Consider the following 15,797-nt stretch of genomic DNA (forward strand, 5'->3'; position numbering starts at 1 on the left):
CGTGAGCCGCGACCTTATTTTTGAAATAGGCACCGAAGAGATTCCCGCCCGTTTTATGCCGGGGGCGCTGGAACAAATGGCCGACCTGGCTGCCGGGGTTTTTGAGGAATATCGTTTAAAGTATGACCGGGTGGCCACTTACGGCACGCCCCGGCGACTGGCCCTTTACATAAGCAACTTAGCGGAAATCCAGGAAGAAAGGGTTCAGGAGATTAAGGGACCGCCGGTAAAGGTGGCCTTCGACGCCGACGGCCGGCCTACCAAGGCCGCCCTGGGTTTTGCCAGGAACAACGGCGTCGCAGTGGACGAACTTGTTACCCGCAGCATTAACGGCGGGGAATACGTCTTTGCCGTCAAAAAGGAAGCCGGGCGCCCGGCCCTGGAGGTCCTGCCCGACCTGCTTTTAAACATCGTTAACGGTTTGAGCTTTCCCAAACCCATGCGCTGGGGAACCCTGGACATGCGTTTCGCCCGCCCCATACGCTGGGTGCTGGCCCTTTTCGGCGAGGATGTCGTACCTGTGGAGGTGGCCGGCCTTAAAGCAGGCCGCCTGACCTACGGTCACCGTTTTCTATCTCCAGGGCCCCATGAAGTCCCCGAGGCGGGTGCTTATTTTGCAATACTGGAGCAAAACTTCGTTCTGGTCGACCAAGAGCGCCGCCGGCGGCTTATTTGGGAGCAAGTGACCCGCCTGGCCGCCCGGGAAGGAGGACGGGTGGAAGAAGATCCCGATCTGCTGGAAGAAATAAATTACCTCCTGGAATATCCCACGGCCCTGGCCGGACGTTTTAACCCGGACTACCTGAAACTGCCCCACGAGGTAGTCATTACCCCCATGCGCGACCACCAGCGCTACTTCCCCGTGTGGAACGATCGGGGGGAGCTCCTGCCCCTGTTTATCACCGTCCACAACGGCACCGACGCCCACCTGGAAACCATCGGCCGCGGCAACGAAAGGGTGCTGGCGGCAAGACTTGCCGATGCCGCCTTCTTTTACCGGGAAGATCAGAAAATCCCCCTGATGGATAGGGTGAAGAAACTGGCGGAGATCGTCTTCCAGGAAAATCTGGGGACCATGTATGATAAAACAAAACGCATTGTACGTTTAAGCCGCTTGCTGGTCACGGAGCTGGATCTGCCGGATTACTTGACGCCGCTGGTAGAACGTACGGCGGAGCTGGCCAAGGCTGATCTGGCTACTGCCATGGTCTACGAATTTCCCGAGCTTCAGGGGATTATGGGCTCCTACTACGCCGCCCACGACGGCGAAGATGCCGAAGTGTGCAGGGGCATCCGCCAGCACTACTGGCCCCGTTTCGCCGGCGACCGCTTGCCCGATTCTTTGACGGGGATGGTCGTGGGCCTGGCCGACCGGCTGGACACCCTGGTGGGCTGCTTCGGCGCCGGGCTGATTCCCACTGGTTCCCAGGACCCTTACGCCCTGCGCCGCCAGGCCGCAGGGCTGGTAACCATGGCCGTGGAGCTTAACCTTAAGTTTTCCTTGGCAAGGCTTATCGCCGCCGCCTACCAGGGTTACGGCGATGAAGGGATTAAGCTCCCCCGGGATTTAACCTTCGTCCAGGACCAGTTGGCCGCCTTTTGCCGCCAGCGTTTAGAGCATCTCCTGGAGGAAAAGGGCATTCGCTTTGACGTCATCGAGGCCTGCCTGGCTGTTGGTAGCGACGACCTGGCCGACGTCTACCACCGCGCCCGGGATTTGAACGCCTTCCGGGAAGAAGAGGGTTTTAACGCCCTGCAAACGGCCTTCACCCGCGCCTTCAACCTGGCCCGCCAGGCAGGCGAAAGGTACGTCCTGGAACCGGAGGCCTTGAAGGAAAAGGTGGAAATCGAACTCTACCGGGCCCTGGAAGAGGTACGGCGCCGAGTGGAACCGGAAATCAAGGCCGGCAGATATTTAGACGCCTTAAAAGCCATGATTCCCTTACGGGAGCCCATCGACGCCTTTTTTGACGGCGTCCTGGTCATGGCACCGGAAAAGGAAGTGCGCGCCAACCGCCTAGCCCTCCTTCAGGGGGTGGTGGACCTGGTCAGGCAACTGGCCGACTTTTCCCGCCTGGTACCTTAACGGAAATTTTTTGGCAAGCGGGAAGGAAAATAACCGGGTATGTGGTATACATTAGAGAGCATCCAGGCTGGGGGCCGGGAGGAGGGGTAAAAGGTGGAGCTTTCCCCGCGGCAGCAGCAGATTTTAGCCATCGTCAAACGTTCCGGACCCATTACCAGCCAGCAGATTGCCGAAGAGCTGAACATTTCTCGTGCCGCCCTGCGGCCCGATCTGGCCGTCCTCACCATGTCCGGCCTTCTGGAAGCCCGTCCCCGGGTGGGCTATTTTTTGAGCAGCAAACCCACCCAGGCCCTGGTTGCCGAGGAGATTAAAAAGATAAAGGTGGGGGACGTCAAGGGACTGCCGCGTGCCGTAAAAGTAAACACCTCGGTTTACGACGCTGTGGTGACCATGTTTTTAGAGGACGTCGGCACTTTGATGGTGGTTGATAATGAAGGCTACCTGGAGGGCGTTGTCTCCCGCAAAGACCTTTTGAAAGCCGCCATCGGCGGTGGCGATCTCCAGAAGATGCCTGTTTCGGTGGTCATGACGCGAATGCCGAACATCATCTGCACCACCTCTGACGAAACCGTCCTGACAGCCGCCCGGAAAATGATCGAACACGAAGTGGACGCCCTGCCGGTGGTCCGCCCGGTGGAAGGGCAGGAAAAGAAAGTGGAGGTTATCGGCCGCCTCACCAAGACGACCATTACCCGGCTCTTTGTCGAGCTGGGAGAAGGCGGCCGCTAGGGAAGGAGGGTTTACCATCGGCGTTATCTATATCATTTCCGACTCCTTAGGGGAAACGGCCGAGTATGTGGCCCGGGCGGCGGCCAGCCAGTTTGACGGCGGCGAGCTGGACATCCGCAGGGTGCCCTTTGTGACCGAAGCCGAGCATCTGGAAGAGGTCATGAACGAAGCGGCCCAGGAAGGGGGCATAGTTGTTTTTACCCTGGTCCTGCCGGAGTTGAAAAAGCGGCTGCTGGAGCTGGCGACCGAAAGGGGAATAACGGCCGTAGATCTCCTTGGGCCCTTGATAGATGCCTTCGCCCGGGCGACGGGCAGGGAGCCGCGCCAGGAGCCGGGTCTCATCCGCCGTTTGGATGAAGATTATTTCCGTAAAATGGAAGCCATTGAATTTGCCGTCAAATATGACAACGGCAAAGACCCCCGGGGCCTCTGCCACGCCGACCTGGTTTTAATCGGCGTCTCCCGGACTTCTAAAACACCGGTGTGCATGTACCTGGCCCACAAGCGCCTGCGGGCCGCCAACCTGGCCTTGGTTCCGGAGGTGCCCCTGCCGGAAGAATTGCTAACACTACCGGCGGAAAAGATAATAGGGCTGACTATAGATGCCGAGAAATTATACCAGATCCGCCAGGAGCGTTTGAAAACCCTGGGTTTACCGGGTGAGGCCGGTTATGCTAACCGCAGCCGCATCGAAGAAGAACTGGCCTATGCCCGGGAAGTAATGGCAAAATTAGGTTGCCCGGTAATCGACGTTACCAATAAGGCCGTCGAGGAGACGGCCGATAAAATACTCCAAATCTATTATCGGAGGGAAGGTTATGGCAAATAAAAAGTACGTTTACCTGTTTAGCGAAGGTAGGGCTGACATGCGGCGCCTCCTCGGGGGGAAAGGTGCCAACCTCGCCGAGATGACCAACATCGGCCTGCCCGTGCCCCAGGGAATTACCATCACCTGCGAGGCATGTAATGAATACAACCGCCTGGGACAGCAGTTTCCGCCCGGTCTGGAGGAGGAAGTCGCCGCCCGCCTGAAGGATCTCGAGGCTATCAACGGCAAAAAACTCGGCGACCCCGAGAATCCCCTGCTCGTCTCCGTCCGTTCCGGGGCGCCCGTATCCATGCCCGGCATGATGGACACTATCTTAAACCTCGGTTTAAACGATGAGTCGGTCAAGGGCCTGGCCGCCCAGACGGGTGACGAGCGCTTTGCCCTGGACTGCTACCGCCGCTTCATCCAGATGTTTGGCAATGTGGTCTTAGGCATAGAACATAACAATTTTGAAGCTGTCCTGGAAAAACATAAAGAGCGCCTGGGTGTCAAATTTGACAACGAGTTGACCCCGGAAGCTTTGCGCGAGGTTATTGCGGAGTACAAGGATGTCGTCAAGAGCCACAGCGGTCGCGATTTCCCCCAGGATCCCAAAGAACAGCTCTACATGGCCATCCGCGCCGTCTTCAACTCCTGGAACAACCCGCGGGCCATCGTCTACCGCAAGATCAATAAAATCGCCGATGACCTGGGCACCGCTGTCAACATCCAGACCATGGTCTTCGGCAACATGGGCAACACCAGCGGTACCGGCGTGGCCTTTACCCGTAACCCCTCCACCGGGGAGAAGGGCGTTTACGGCGAGTATCTCATCAACGCCCAGGGCGAGGACGTGGTGGCCGGCATCCGCACGCCCAAACCCATCAGCACCCTGAAAGAAGAAATGCCCGAGGTTTACCGCCAGTTCGAAGAGATATGCGAGCTGCTGGAGAAGCACTACCGCGACATGCAGGACATCGAGTTTACCATTGAGAAGGGTAAGCTCTACATCCTCCAGACCCGCAACGGCAAGCGCACGGCGGCCGCAGCCGTTAAAATCGCCGTCGATATGGTGAACGAAGGCCTGATTACCAAAGAAGAAGCGGTCCTCCGCGTCGAGGCCGACCAGTTAGGCCAGCTCATGCACCGCCGCATCGATCCCAAAGCCAAACTCCAGGTCATTGCTAAAGGCCTTCCGGCTTCCCCAGGCGCCGCCTCTGGTCAGGTGGTTTTTGATGCCGATGAAGCCGAAAAGATGGGCCTTGACGGCCAAAAGGTAATACTCGTGCGTACCGAAACCACTCCCGACGACATCCACGGCATCGTCCAGGCCCAGGGGGTTCTCACAGCCCGGGGCGGCATGACCAGCCACGCCGCCGTAGTGGCCCGGGGTATGGGCAAACCGGCCGTCACCGGCTGCGACGCCATTAAGATTGATGTGGAAAATAAACGCTTCTTTATCGGCGACCTGGTCATCAAAGAAGGGGACGTCATTTCCATCGACGGTTCCACGGGCAACGTCATGCTGGGCGAAGTCCCTCTGATTGACCCGCAGCTGACCGGTGAATTTGAAACCATCCTGGAGTGGGCCGACTCCTTCCGCCGTCTCAAAGTCCGCGCCAACGCCGACACGCCGGAAGACGCCCGGAGGGCCCGGGAGTTCGGCGCCGAGGGCGTCGGTCTCTGCCGGACGGAGCACATGTTTATGCAGGTTGACCGCTTGCCCGTTGTCCAGGAGATGATCCTGGCCAAGACCAAAGAAGAACGCGAAGCGGCCCTGGCCAAACTCCTGCCCATGCAGCAGGGCGACTTCTACGGGATCCTCAAAGCCATGGAAGGCCTGCCGGTGACCATCCGTCTCCTCGACCCGCCCCTGCACGAGTTCCTGCCTAATATCGAAGAGCTGCTGGTGGAAGTCACCAGGCTGCAGGCGACAGGCGGCGATCCCAAAGAGCTGGAAGAAAAGCAGGCCCTCCTGCGCGAGGTGCGGGCGCGGCACGAATTCAACCCCATGCTGGGCCACCGCGGCTGCCGCTTAGGTATTACCTATCCGGAGATCTACGCCATGCAGGCCCGGGCCATTTTCCAGGCCGTCGCCCAGCTGGTGAAAGAAGGGGTTAAAGTCCTGCCGGAAGTGGAGATCCCGCTGGTCATCCATGTCAACGAGTTAAAGCGCCTCCACGAGCTGGTGGATAAGGTGGCTGCAGAGGTAAAGAAGGAAACGGGCGTCGACTTTGAATACAAGGTCGGTACAATGATCGAAATGCCGCGGGCCTGCGCCACGGCCGATGAAATCGCCAGGGAAGCCGAGTTCTTCTCCTTCGGCACCAACGACCTGACCCAGACCACCTTCGGCTTCAGCCGGGATGATGCCGAGGGCAAATTCCTGCATCAGTATGTAGACGAGAAGATCCTGAAAGAGGATCCCTTCATCGTCCTCGACCGCGACGGCGTGGGCAAATTCATGAAGATGGCCGTGGAACTCGGCCGCAGCACCAATCCCAGACTGGAAGTCGGCATCTGCGGCGAACATGGCGGTGAACCCAGCTCGGTGGAGTTCTGCCACCAGATCGGTTTGAACTACGTCAGCTGCTCACCCTTCCGGGTGCCGGTAGCGCGCCTTGCCGCCGCCCAGGCCGCGTTGAAGGAAAAGAAGGGCAAACTCGAGCAAAAGGGAGAATAACAAGGCGGGATAAGATAGTAAAATTACAGGCTGCTGACTTTGCACTGGGTCGGCAGCCTGTTTTTATATTCCTTCCTTCCGCATTGTGTGGATTATTTCTTCAATATCTTTATCATCTTTAAGCTGTAATTGCCGGGCGGAAGCCTGGCCCCATTTTCTAATATACTGCCAGCGTTTTTCGCTTTCTATATACCTGACTATGGCCTCGCGGGCGAATTCTGCCTTAGTTTTGGCTTTTTCCCGTGCCATCTCCTCGAGATCTTTATACAAAGTAACCGGCAGAGAAATGTTTAAAATCCTTCTTTTGATCACTTCACCCATGGTAAACACCCTCCGTAACAAAAATGGTTACACCAGTGGTTACACCAGCTTTGTCCAGTTCTTCGTGATACCAGTGTCGCTCACCGGGGCGGTGTAAAAAACCCATTCTTGCAAGAATAGCTTTGGCCTGCTCCCTGCCGTTGATAACCAGATCCATGTCTTTGGTTGCGTAACCACCTAAAGTGTAAAATTCCAGCGCCCGCCCGCCTACCAGAATGGGTTTTATACCTAAAGGTTTAAGGGCAGCCGTCAAAACAGCCAATATCCCCAGGGCTTTTTTAAGCTGGTCTTTCTCTTGCTTTAAAGATTCCAGCCTTGCCACTAAATATTTATCCATTCCATCTATACCTCCGGGGGCCAAGTTTTTCCAGGCGCTTGCTGGCTAGTGCCCATTGCCAGCGGTTCCGGTCCAAAAGAAACAAAATTTTTTCCTCTTCAGGGTCGCGCGGTTTACGAGAATGATCGCCTTTACTTGTATGTGCTGCCCAGCGCACATAAAGATGGAGCGATTTTTTACGTAATTGTTCCATGTATTCATCGTAATCTATGCGCCTCATCTTATCACCCGTAATTAATCTTTTTTTGTTTGTTTAATGGTGGTGCTTTTTGAAAATGTTCCGGCGTTTATTGGATCCTGATAAAGATTCTGGGTCGTAATACTTTTATGCTAATGCATAAGGCAAATATTGTCAACAAATATCGCGATCTATCCCGCACACCTACAAAAAATGCAATCCATAATGTGCAGATTTTAACAACTTACAGGTAGTACCGATAGGATGAAAAGAATAATTTAAAGAATAAATTGTGTTCTTTATCCCCCCTCTGCTCCTTTCCGGCCGTTTAAAGTACGCCAGACTGTTTTCAAAGGGCGAGAATGACTTTTGGCGGCCAAAGCCTTTATTTTTTATGGTATACCATTTAAAATAAAGGCTCAAGGGGAGAAACATACGGATGGGGGGTAAGCGTAGTGCTTGTGGCCGAAGTTCTAGTGAAAATAATGGAAAGCGAAGGCGTGGAGGCTGCGTTTGGGATACCGGGTGCCAGCATTACGCCGGTGTATAAGTACTTAGCCCGCTCGAAAATAAAGCATTACACCGCCAGGCACGAAGAGGGGGCGGCCCATGCCGCCGACGGCTATACCAGGGCCAGCGGGAAGATCGCCTGCTGTCTTACCACTTCGGGCCCCGGGGCGACCAACCTGGTTACCGGGCTGTACAACGCCCAGATAGATTCTGTACCCATGGTGGCGATTACCGGCCAGAATACCCGTTCCCAACTCGGTAAGGAAGCCTTCCAGTGCGTGGACATTGTAAGTACGGTACGGCCCTATGTTAAAGGCGCATGGTGTGTGACCGAACCGGCCCGGGCACCAGGTATTTTCAGGGAGGCCTTCCGCCTGGCCAGGTCGGGCAGGCCGGGTCCGGTTCTTATCGACCTACCCCTGGATGTCCAGACGACCGATATACCTTACGATCCGGATCTGGATGCTCCATTGACCTGGGATAAACCCCGGTCCAATCCCAAACAGATTGAAAAAGCGGTAGAAATGATTTTGGCCGCCCGATCCCCCATTATCCTTGCCGGTGGCGGGGTGATCGCTGCCGGGGCCACTAAAGAGCTCCTAGACTTTGCCGACTACCTTTCCTTACCGGTGGTGACAACCTATATGGGCAAGGGCAGCATACCCCCGGATCACCCCCTTTACTGCGGCCAGGTAGGTATACAGTGCAATACACCCTTCGGTAACAAAGCCTTTCTAGAATCCGATCTGGTTTTGGGCATCGGCTGCAGGTTCAATGACCGGCATACAGGTAACTTGGATGTCTACACCCGGGGGCGAAAGTTTATCCATATCGATATCGAACCAACCCAGATAGGGCGCGTCGTCAGCCCCGACCTGGGCATAGTCGCCGATGCCAAGCAGGCCCTGGCGGCGCTGCTGGAGGCCGCCAAGGTGAAGACCGGAAAAAGGGCGCCCCAGGGCTGGGTGGCCGGGATACCGGAGCTCCGGGAAAAATACGAGCGGCGTTTGCAATTCGATGATATTCCCATAAAGCCCCAGCGGGTGTTTCATGAAATAAACGAATTGCTGGGCAAGGACACTATTTTCACGGCCGGCTGCGGCGTCGTCCAGATCTGGTCGGGGCAGTTCCAGAAGATATGGCGGCCCAGGTACTATCTTCCCTCGGGGGGAGCGGGGACGCTGGGTTATGAAATCCCGGCGGCTGTAGGTGCCAAAATAGCCAATCCCGACGCTCGGGTTTGCGCCATCGTAGGCGACGGTGGTTTTACCTTTCAGGGCGAAACCCTGGCCATGGCCTGCCAGTACGATGTGCCAATTATCGTCGTCATAGTGAACAACGGCTACCTGGGCCTTATCCGTCAGAATCAGGCCCAGAACTACGGCTATGAATATGCCGTCGACCTGTGGTACGGTGAGGGGAAAATAGATTTTGTCCAGGTGGCCGCAGGTTACGGGGCCAAAGGCGAAAGGGTAACGCGGCCGGAGGAAATAAGACCGGCCCTGGAAAGGGCGATGAACGCCGGGGTACCATACGTCCTTGACATAGTAGTAGAGAGGACGACCCTTTGCTCCATGGGTACCAGTATTGACGCCATTCAAGAATACGAACAATAAAATTTAGAAAAGGGGTAGAAAACAATGGGTAAAATCGGTTTTATCGGACTTGGTATAATGGGGAAACCGATGAGCAAAAACCTTATCAAGGCAGGCTACCAGTTAGTTGTATATGATATCGTCAAAGAGGCGGTTGCGGAAGTAGTTGCAGCCGGAGCGGAACCCGCCGGTTCTCCCCGCGAGGTGGCTGCACGCTGCGACAAATTTATTACCATGCTCCCCAATTCCCCTCATGTAAAGGAAGTGGTCCTGGGAGACAACGGGATAATCGAAGGCGCACAGCAGGGTTCCATCCTTATTGATATGAGCTCCATAGACCCCATGGTTACCAGGGAAATTGCCGCCAAATTAAAGGAAAAAGGCATAAGGATGCTCGATGCCCCGGTCAGCGGAGGGGAGCCGAAGGCCATAGACGGAACCCTGTCGATTATGGTGGGAGGGCGGCAGGAAGACTTTGATGAATGCTATGATATTTTAAAGGCCATGGGGGCCTCGGTGGTGCGGGTCGGCGACATCGGCGCCGGCAATGTTACCAAACTGGCGAACCAAATTATCGTCGCCCTGAATATCGCCGCCATGTCCGAGGCCCTGGTCCTGGCCACCAAAGCCGGCGTCGAGCCGGAACTCGTCTACCAGGCCATCCGCGGCGGGCTGGCCGGGAGTGCGGTCCTTGACGCCAAAGCCCCCCTAGTAATGGCCAGAAAGTTTAATCCCGGTTTCCGCATCAACCTGCACATCAAAGACCTGGCCAACGCCCTGGCTGCCGGCCATGAGGTGGGAGTACCCCTGCCCCTGACCGCGACAGTCATGGAAATCCTCCAGGCCCTCAAGGTTGACGGCCTGGGCGACGCCGACCATGGTGCCATCATCCGCTTCTATGAGAAGCTGGCTCAGGTAGAGTGTCAAGCTAGTTCCACCACACGGCCGTCGAGATAAAGGAAGGCCAGATGTACTTTAAGTTCCGGGTGGCGTTCTTTTAATATCCTGGCGGCCGCTTCCATATCCGGGCGCTGGCGGGCCAGCTGTTCCGCAACGGGAAGGTCCCCTAAGTTGTAAGCGCCGCAGTCCTCGTGGTGGATTAAGTATACTTCTTTAATTTGATGGAGCCGGTAAGAATCTTCCACCAGGTTTATTTTCCCTTCTTCAAGGAAATTGCGGCTGGCGCCGGGAAGGGATAAATAATCGTACTGCCCGAGCAACCCTTTGTCCCGCAACCAATTGGCAACGGCGGTCTGGATGCGGAAATCCATACAGGTCAATACACAAGCCTGGCAGCTCGCCATGGTATACCACCTCCGCCTTCAATTATAAATTATGACGCCGGTAGTTAAAACCCTTTATTTTACAAATCTATCGCCCGCCTGCCTTTAGCAGGCGGGCTTACATATTTCCGGGCCGGGAGGGCCATAATATCCACCGGATGGAAGCAGGCTCAAATGGGAGGTAAACTGCATGTACATCAGCAACATCGGTCCCGGCTTGGGAATGGGTATGCCCGGAAGCACGGTAATCAATTACAGCTTTGTGCCCACCTCTTCAGGTTGGCGGGCGGGAGCGAGCACCGGTTTTCCGTCCATGGGCTTAAGCTACAATCCTGCCATGGGCTGGCATACGGACATCCAGGCGGGTCCCTTTTCCGGTATCGGCCAGTACTGGGGCGGTTTTAGTCAGCCTCTAATCAGCAGTTTCAGTCCGGCCATGTTTTCCGGGCAGATTGCCGGTCAGGGCATGGGAGGTTTCGCCGGTCCCGGTATGTTTCAACCTATGGTAAGCGGGTTCCCCGGGATGATGGCCGGCCTGGGAATGTCCAGTGCCATTGCTCCTAGCGGCGGAATGATTCAGCCCCGCATCGAGCTGGCCGAAACCAATAGCGATGTGGTGGTAACGGCGGAACTTCCTAACATAAACCCCAATAATTTACAATTAACTGTGACCGACGACTCCTTAAGCATTTCCGCCCTGGCCATATCAGGCGGTATGACCACGAGCCTCCATCGGACGGTGGCCCTGCCGTGTTCGGTAAGGGCAGAGCACGTCGACGCCACTTACAGCAACGGTATCCTCGAGGCGCGCCTGCCGAAGTCGGATCTTACCGCCCGGCGGCGGGTCAAGGTCAACGTCACCGGCTAGCAACTTTAATTAATACAGACCTGCTTCCATCCCAATTAACTATTCGAGGTGAATAAAAATGCTCCAACCACAGGGACAGTGGTTCGTCCCGGGAATGACGTCGCCTGGATGGATGGCGGCCCCGGCTGATATGCTGGTACCACCTGTAGACGTCCTGGAAAGCGATCATGATTTAATTTACATATTTGCCGTACCCGGAGCCCGGCCGGAAGACGTCCGCGTGGAAGTTCGTCAGCAGGCCCTGGAGATAGAAGGTACTGTTGCCGCCCCTGACGCCGGCCGCTATGTCTACCGCTATCAGGAATGGCCGGTAGGTAGGTTTTACCGCCTTCTCCCCCTGCCGCCGGAATTAGATGGGGAAAAAGCGGCGGCCAGCTTCGACCGCGGGCTCTTGATGGTACGTTTCCCCAAAACGAATCGCGGTAGACAAATAGCCGTAAACGTACAGTCGCCGGAACAAAATCCTTCTCCGGGGCAAGGACATTTAATTTAAATAACAAAGGGATAAAGGCAGCAGCCGGATCCTTCAGAGGGGCCAGCTGCTGCTTTTTTCTTCCTCATCGCGTACGACTAAATAAGTGCCCGGAGTAAGGGTATCAAAGGCGGCCGGGTAAGCAGAAGAATCCGTAAGCGTCCGATATGGACTGCGGACCGGTATTATACGGATGTTGGTTCTTAAGGGTCCGGATTTCCCTGTAACCATGGACGAAACTCCTTTCTTTAGATCAGCTGGCGCCATCCCTGGCGGGTAAAGGTGACGTTAACGGGCGGGGCGCCTTCCCTGGGCTGGCTTTCCCGGGTTATGGTGCCGTTGAAGATAAAAGCATCCAGACAGGGAATGCTCTCTATAATACCGCCGGTTGCCTCAAAATCCACCGAATACTCCTGGGGTTTTAAAAGGGCGACCGGGTTAAACGGTTCCAGTAGCTTCAAGTCGGCTTCATAATCGAGATAAAGCTGCCACATGAGCTCCTCCAGCCGCGCCGAAGGCGTGGTAACATGAAGTTTGATTTCCTGGAGGGCTTCGCGTCGAGAGATCATATGGTTATGGGCGTAAAGCCTTTCCGTCAGGTTTTTGATAATTTCTGTAACCCGCCCGTCTTCTTCCGCAGGCATGTGCAGCTCCAGGAGCTTCCGGGCCAGGGAGCGGATGAGGGCATAGTTGCGGTGCACATTGCCCAGGGCCAGGGGATGTACCTTATCTACCAGGCGGTTAAACACCGCCGCGAGACTGTCTTCACTCTCCAGACCGGCAGTCTCCCGGGCCAGGGAAAAGTAGGCCATGACGTCTTCCACGCTGACCGGTAGGCGGGCGATGGGGTTGGCCGGGTCTTCCGGGTTGAAGGCATTGGCGACACTGGGGTCAATGGGTCCCAGCTCTCCCAGGGCGCCCATGACTATCTCGTTGGCCCCCAGGCAGAGGAGGGTGCCGGCGCTGGCGGCGCGAAAGGGTACCAGAACACCCAGGTGATGGGTAAATTCCCGCACCAGGTTTACCAGGCGCCAGGGCGTCAGGACATCGCCGCCGCGGGTATAAAGGAATAGATCGATGCGCGGCCGCGGGCCCAGGGCCAGGAGATGGCGGTAAAAAACCCGGATGACGTCGGGTGCTATGCGGGTGCCCAGGTTCTCCCGATCACCGGTAAAGTAGCAGATCACGGCCGACTGGCGTTCGGCTTCGATCTGCTGTAAAAGGGGCAGGCGTTCGGCCCTTCCCATGGTTATCGCCCTCCCAAGCGCGGGGTTAAAAATAGTATTTCCCGCCGGGCGATGAAAAACACCCGTTGCTCCTTAACGCGTGAATTGTTATACTATAAGTAATACAAGAAAAGGAGTGGCGACCATGAATAGTACTTCCGGCAGAGTTTCTAAAATGACAGCTGTAAGATTACCTTTAAGTGTTATACATGAAATTGACACCATGGTCGGAAAGGGGAAGCGGTCAAAGTTTATTGCCATGGCTATTGAAAAAGAACTCAAGCGACAAAAACGCCTTGCCTATGTACAAAACTCCGAAGGCCTTTGGCAAGGGGAGCTGGTACCAGATAAAAAGCCCGGTGAAGATGACACTCTGGCTTTTGTTAATCGCTTGAGGCGACGTAACTAATGCTGCTCTGGCCATTTCTAGGAAGCTTGTTTTGGTTACGCGAAATACAAAACACTATCCCTTTGAACAACTTCTGATTATGAGCTGGTAAAGAGAAAAGTTTACCGGTAGTAGAATAATGTCCCGATTACTGCATTTCTATACTTTAAAAGCAAATTCTTCCTCACTGATAACCCTGAAACCATGCTCCCTGAGAAGCGCCGTTGTGACACCAAAGCCTGGGCGTTTGGTGCCGGTAAAGGTGCCGTCGTAGATAAATTTGCTGCCGCACGAGGGGCTTTTTTCTTTTAAGACCACCAGTTCGGCCTCTATCTCCCGGGCCTTGGCCAGGGTGGCCGCCGCGCCCCGGAGGAAGGCCGCCGTTACGTCTTTTCCTTCTTTATCCACCACCCGGGCCCGGCCGGCCAGTACGTCACGACCGTCGCCGCCCTGGATTTCCGCCGGCGGCCGGGGTATTTTTAATCCCCCCAGGGTTTCCGGACAGACGGGAACTGCTTTGCCCTTTGCTACGAGTTCGGCTATGGCCGGGACCAGATTATGGCCGCCGCTGTATTTACAATTTACGCCCGCCAGGCAGGCACTGACCAGGATTCTCCCCATTCAATAATCACCCCCTGTCAATTTAACATTTATTTACTGGCACGTCAAATTCCCGCTTACACCGTAAGTAGTCTATGGTAAAATTAAAAAAATGCTTTTATGGAGGGATACGTTTTGATTATCACTACGACCAATACCATCGAGGGTCATGAGATTCGGGAATACCTGGGGATAGTAGCAGGTGAGGCCATCATGGGAGCCAATATCGTTCGTGATCTTTTTGCCAGCATTACCGATATTGTTGGCGGCCGCTCGGGAGCCTATGAAGAAAAGCTGGCCCAGGCCAGGGAAATCGCCTTGCTGGAAATGGCCGACAAGGCCAGACGCCTGGGCGGGGATGCCGTGGTGGGCGTTGACCTTGACTATGAAGTAGTAAGGGAAGGGATGCTCATGGTTACCGCCGCCGGTACGGCCGTAAGGCTCGACTAAAAACCTGAAAAGGAGACCTGGTGATCAATGCAGAAGATCCCGTGGCGGTCCGGCGAAACAAATTTTATCCGTTCCTTGACGGCCACCGTTGACGTCGACAAACTCCTCGCCATGGAGGGCGGAGGAAAAGGACGCCGTCCGGATGGCCGTGTTATGGAACTGTATAACGACATATGCCGGGAGGCCATTGCCCTCGCCCAACCTGCCTTTGCCTGTGCCTACCATGACCTGGTCGCCATTGAGGAAGACAGGCTTTCGTTACAAGGGGGAAAGATCCTCACCAGCCGTTTTTTGGCTGCCAAACTGGCGCCGGCTCAGGGAATTTTAGTAATGCTGGCCACCATCGGTCCCCGTCTGGAAGCGAGGGTTAAAGAATACCAGGAAAGGGGAGACGCCCTGGCTGCCTATCTCCTGGACATGGCCGGCTCGGCCCTGGTGGAAAGCGTCTACTACAGCGGCTTTCAGCAGCTGGAACTGGAGGCGGCAGCCGCGGGGCTGGAAGCAACTACGCCCTTCGGCCCCGGCCATTCCTACTGGGACAACCTGGCCGATCAGGAAGTTATCTTCTCCCTCGTAGACGCCGGAAGCCTAGGGATGATGCTCACGGATACATACCTCATGCTGCCCCGTAAATCTATATCGGGCATCAGCGGTGTGGGGCGAGGTTTTACCGTTGCGGAATACCACTGTCACTACTGCCACCTGCGGTGCACCTGTCCCCTGAGCAAGGCCAGGAGGGCCGTGACGGGAAAATGAAAGAAGTAATTATTTACACCGACGGCGCCTGCTCGGGCAATCCCGGTCCCGGGGGCTGGGGCGCCGTGCTCATTTACGGCGATAAACGCAAGGAGATTTGCGGGGCTGAGGTCCGGACCACCAACCAGCGCATGGAACTGACGGCGGCCATTGCCGCATTAAAGGCCCTCAAAGAGCCCTGCCGGGTGCGCCTTTACAGCGACAGCGCCTACCTCGTCAACGCCTTTCGCCAGGGGTGGCTGGAGCGCTGGCAGAAAAACGGCTGGCTGACGGCCAAAAAAGAGCCGGTGGAAAACCGGGACCTGTGGCAGGAACTACTTAAGCAGACTTCCCGCCACCAGGTGGAATGGTTAAAGGTAAAGGGGCACGGCGACAATACTGAAAACAATCGCTGCGATGAGCTGGCCCGGGCGGCAATTAAACGCCTTTTGCAGCAGGAAATTCCATCTTAATAGCGAATACTATTTGCTAAAAAGGGGCATCCCGGCGTTACACCCTGTTCCGCCG

Annotated in this window: 19 protein-coding genes; 12 read left to right on the forward strand and 7 right to left on the reverse strand. The window is 55.8% G+C overall.

Annotation, left to right across the window (positions count from 1 at the left end; all coding sequences use genetic code 11):
* The first annotated feature begins 1 nt into the window (after window position 1).
* From glyS to ppdK, 4 genes are all read left to right on the forward strand, one after another.
* Window positions 2–2,086 (forward strand): glycine--tRNA ligase subunit beta, encoded by a 2,085-nt coding sequence (glyS, locus tag MHFGQ_RS03045; RefSeq protein WP_106004451.1) that lies wholly within the window; start codon window positions 2–4, stop codon window positions 2,084–2,086.
* 93 nt (window positions 2,087–2,179) lie between these two features.
* Window positions 2,180–2,815 (forward strand): helix-turn-helix transcriptional regulator, encoded by a 636-nt coding sequence (locus tag MHFGQ_RS03050; protein WP_106004450.1) that lies wholly within the window; start codon window positions 2,180–2,182, stop codon window positions 2,813–2,815.
* Window positions 2,787–3,644, forward strand: a complete 858-nt coding sequence (locus tag MHFGQ_RS03055; RefSeq protein ID WP_106004449.1) for a pyruvate, water dikinase regulatory protein — start codon at window positions 2,787–2,789, stop codon at window positions 3,642–3,644. The genes MHFGQ_RS03050 and MHFGQ_RS03055 overlap by 29 nt, the downstream gene beginning before the upstream one ends.
* Window positions 3,634–6,306, forward strand: coding sequence for a pyruvate, phosphate dikinase (gene ppdK, locus MHFGQ_RS03060; protein WP_106004448.1), 2,673 nt, complete (start codon window positions 3,634–3,636; stop codon window positions 6,304–6,306). Before MHFGQ_RS03055 ends, ppdK begins: the two co-directional genes overlap by 11 nt.
* Window positions 6,307–6,369: 63 nt before the next feature.
* Here the strand turns inward: ppdK and MHFGQ_RS03065 are convergent, their stop codons facing one another.
* From MHFGQ_RS03065 to MHFGQ_RS03075, 3 genes are read right to left on the reverse strand one after another with little or no spacing between them, the layout of a single operon-like run.
* The gene (locus tag MHFGQ_RS03065) at window positions 6,370–6,627 is read right to left on the reverse strand and encodes a hypothetical protein (protein ID WP_106004447.1); all 258 of its coding nucleotides are present in this window, start codon (window positions 6,625–6,627) and stop codon (window positions 6,370–6,372) included.
* Window positions 6,620–6,964 carry a hypothetical protein gene (locus MHFGQ_RS03070; protein ID WP_106004446.1) on the reverse strand — a complete coding sequence of 115 codons (345 nt, stop codon included), beginning with the start codon at window positions 6,962–6,964 and terminating at the stop codon, window positions 6,620–6,622. The genes MHFGQ_RS03065 and MHFGQ_RS03070 overlap by 8 nt, the downstream gene beginning before the upstream one ends.
* A complete protein-coding gene (locus MHFGQ_RS03075) occupies window positions 6,957–7,184 on the reverse strand; it encodes a hypothetical protein (RefSeq protein ID WP_106004445.1) in 228 nt (75 codons plus the stop codon). Before MHFGQ_RS03075 ends, MHFGQ_RS03070 begins: the two co-directional genes overlap by 8 nt.
* A 413-nt stretch (window positions 7,185–7,597) precedes the next feature.
* Between MHFGQ_RS03075 and ilvB the strand changes: the two genes are divergently transcribed.
* Both ilvB and garR read left to right on the forward strand, forming a co-directional pair.
* Window positions 7,598–9,268, forward strand: a complete 1,671-nt coding sequence (ilvB, locus tag MHFGQ_RS03080) for a biosynthetic-type acetolactate synthase large subunit (protein WP_106004444.1) — start codon at window positions 7,598–7,600, stop codon at window positions 9,266–9,268.
* Between the two features lie 24 nt (window positions 9,269–9,292).
* On the forward strand, window positions 9,293–10,204 hold the full coding sequence (gene garR, locus MHFGQ_RS03085; protein WP_106004443.1) for a 2-hydroxy-3-oxopropionate reductase: 912 nt from the start codon (window positions 9,293–9,295) through the stop codon (window positions 10,202–10,204).
* On the opposite strand, the gene MHFGQ_RS03090 is transcribed toward garR, so the two are convergent.
* Window positions 10,171–10,551: a carbonic anhydrase gene (locus MHFGQ_RS03090; RefSeq protein WP_106004442.1), complete on the reverse strand. Its 381-nt coding sequence runs from the start codon at window positions 10,549–10,551 to the stop codon at window positions 10,171–10,173. The genes garR and MHFGQ_RS03090 overlap by 34 nt on opposite strands.
* Before the next feature lie 169 nt (window positions 10,552–10,720).
* On the opposite strand from MHFGQ_RS03090, the gene MHFGQ_RS03095 reads away from it, so the two are divergent.
* Window positions 10,721–11,398: an Hsp20/alpha crystallin family protein gene (locus MHFGQ_RS03095; protein ID WP_106004441.1), complete on the forward strand. Its 678-nt coding sequence runs from the start codon at window positions 10,721–10,723 to the stop codon at window positions 11,396–11,398.
* A gap of 58 nt (window positions 11,399–11,456) precedes the next feature.
* A complete protein-coding gene (locus tag MHFGQ_RS03100) occupies window positions 11,457–11,891 on the forward strand; it encodes an Hsp20/alpha crystallin family protein (RefSeq protein ID WP_106004440.1) in 435 nt (144 codons plus the stop codon).
* A gap of 33 nt (window positions 11,892–11,924) precedes the next feature.
* Here MHFGQ_RS03100 and MHFGQ_RS03105 read toward each other — a convergent pair whose 3' ends face one another.
* Complete coding sequence (locus tag MHFGQ_RS03105) at window positions 11,925–12,101, reverse strand: hypothetical protein (RefSeq protein ID WP_170066138.1); 177 nt, start codon at window positions 12,099–12,101, stop codon at window positions 11,925–11,927.
* Window positions 12,102–12,118: 17 nt separating this feature from the next.
* Window positions 12,119–13,117 carry an SDH family Clp fold serine proteinase gene (locus tag MHFGQ_RS03110; protein ID WP_106004439.1) on the reverse strand — a complete coding sequence of 333 codons (999 nt, stop codon included), beginning with the start codon at window positions 13,115–13,117 and terminating at the stop codon, window positions 12,119–12,121.
* Window positions 13,118–13,241: 124 nt separating this feature from the next.
* Between MHFGQ_RS03110 and MHFGQ_RS03115 the strand changes: the two genes are divergently transcribed.
* Entirely contained in the window at window positions 13,242–13,505 is a 264-nt protein-coding gene (locus MHFGQ_RS03115; protein ID WP_106004438.1) for a hypothetical protein, read from the forward strand.
* A gap of 138 nt (window positions 13,506–13,643) precedes the next feature.
* Here the strand turns inward: MHFGQ_RS03115 and MHFGQ_RS03120 are convergent, their stop codons facing one another.
* Window positions 13,644–14,105, reverse strand: a complete 462-nt coding sequence (locus tag MHFGQ_RS03120; RefSeq protein ID WP_106004437.1) for a DUF523 domain-containing protein — start codon at window positions 14,103–14,105, stop codon at window positions 13,644–13,646.
* A 114-nt stretch (window positions 14,106–14,219) separates the two neighbouring features.
* Between MHFGQ_RS03120 and MHFGQ_RS03125 the strand changes: the two genes are divergently transcribed.
* The 3 genes from MHFGQ_RS03125 to rnhA are packed head-to-tail and all read left to right on the forward strand — an operon-like array spanning window position 14,220 to window position 15,742.
* The gene (locus tag MHFGQ_RS03125) at window positions 14,220–14,534 is read left to right on the forward strand and encodes a YbjQ family protein (protein ID WP_106004436.1); all 315 of its coding nucleotides are present in this window, start codon (window positions 14,220–14,222) and stop codon (window positions 14,532–14,534) included.
* A 27-nt stretch (window positions 14,535–14,561) separates the two neighbouring features.
* Window positions 14,562–15,290 (forward strand): vitamin B12 dependent-methionine synthase activation domain-containing protein, encoded by a 729-nt coding sequence (locus MHFGQ_RS03130; protein WP_106004435.1) that lies wholly within the window; start codon window positions 14,562–14,564, stop codon window positions 15,288–15,290.
* Window positions 15,287–15,742, forward strand: coding sequence for a ribonuclease HI (gene rnhA / locus MHFGQ_RS03135; protein WP_106004434.1), 456 nt, complete (start codon window positions 15,287–15,289; stop codon window positions 15,740–15,742). The genes MHFGQ_RS03130 and rnhA overlap by 4 nt, the downstream gene beginning before the upstream one ends.
* The last annotated feature ends 55 nt before the right edge of the window (window positions 15,743–15,797 follow it).

The sequence above is a fragment of the Moorella humiferrea genome (assembly GCF_039233145.1).
Classification (GTDB): domain Bacteria; phylum Bacillota; class DSM-521; order Neomoorellales; family Neomoorellaceae; genus Neomoorella; species Neomoorella humiferrea.

Bases quoted from the DNA above. Each gene is read 5' to 3' on its own strand.
- ppdK (WP_106004448.1), top strand. From the start codon at position 3,634: ATGGCAAATAAAAAGTACGTTTACCTGTTTAGCGAAGGTAGGGCTGAC.
- MHFGQ_RS03065 (WP_106004447.1), bottom strand. From the start codon at position 6,627: ATGGGTGAAGTGATCAAAAGAAGGATTTTAAACATTTCTCTGCCGGTT.
- MHFGQ_RS03070 (WP_106004446.1), bottom strand. From the start codon at position 6,964: ATGGATAAATATTTAGTGGCAAGGCTGGAATCTTTAAAGCAAGAGAAA.
- MHFGQ_RS03075 (WP_106004445.1), bottom strand. From the start codon at position 7,184: ATGAGGCGCATAGATTACGATGAATACATGGAACAATTACGTAAAAAA.
- garR (WP_106004443.1), top strand. From the start codon at position 9,293: ATGGGTAAAATCGGTTTTATCGGACTTGGTATAATGGGGAAACCGATG.
- MHFGQ_RS03090 (WP_106004442.1), bottom strand. From the start codon at position 10,551: ATGGCGAGCTGCCAGGCTTGTGTATTGACCTGTATGGATTTCCGCATC.
- MHFGQ_RS03095 (WP_106004441.1), top strand. From the start codon at position 10,721: ATGTACATCAGCAACATCGGTCCCGGCTTGGGAATGGGTATGCCCGGA.
- MHFGQ_RS03100 (WP_106004440.1), top strand. From the start codon at position 11,457: ATGCTCCAACCACAGGGACAGTGGTTCGTCCCGGGAATGACGTCGCCT.
- MHFGQ_RS03105 (WP_170066138.1), bottom strand. From the start codon at position 12,101: ATGGTTACAGGGAAATCCGGACCCTTAAGAACCAACATCCGTATAATA.
- MHFGQ_RS03110 (WP_106004439.1), bottom strand. From the start codon at position 13,117: ATGGGAAGGGCCGAACGCCTGCCCCTTTTACAGCAGATCGAAGCCGAA.
- MHFGQ_RS03115 (WP_106004438.1), top strand. From the start codon at position 13,242: ATGAATAGTACTTCCGGCAGAGTTTCTAAAATGACAGCTGTAAGATTA.
- MHFGQ_RS03120 (WP_106004437.1), bottom strand. From the start codon at position 14,105: ATGGGGAGAATCCTGGTCAGTGCCTGCCTGGCGGGCGTAAATTGTAAA.
- MHFGQ_RS03130 (WP_106004435.1), top strand. From the start codon at position 14,562: ATGCAGAAGATCCCGTGGCGGTCCGGCGAAACAAATTTTATCCGTTCC.
- rnhA (WP_106004434.1), top strand. From the start codon at position 15,287: ATGAAAGAAGTAATTATTTACACCGACGGCGCCTGCTCGGGCAATCCC.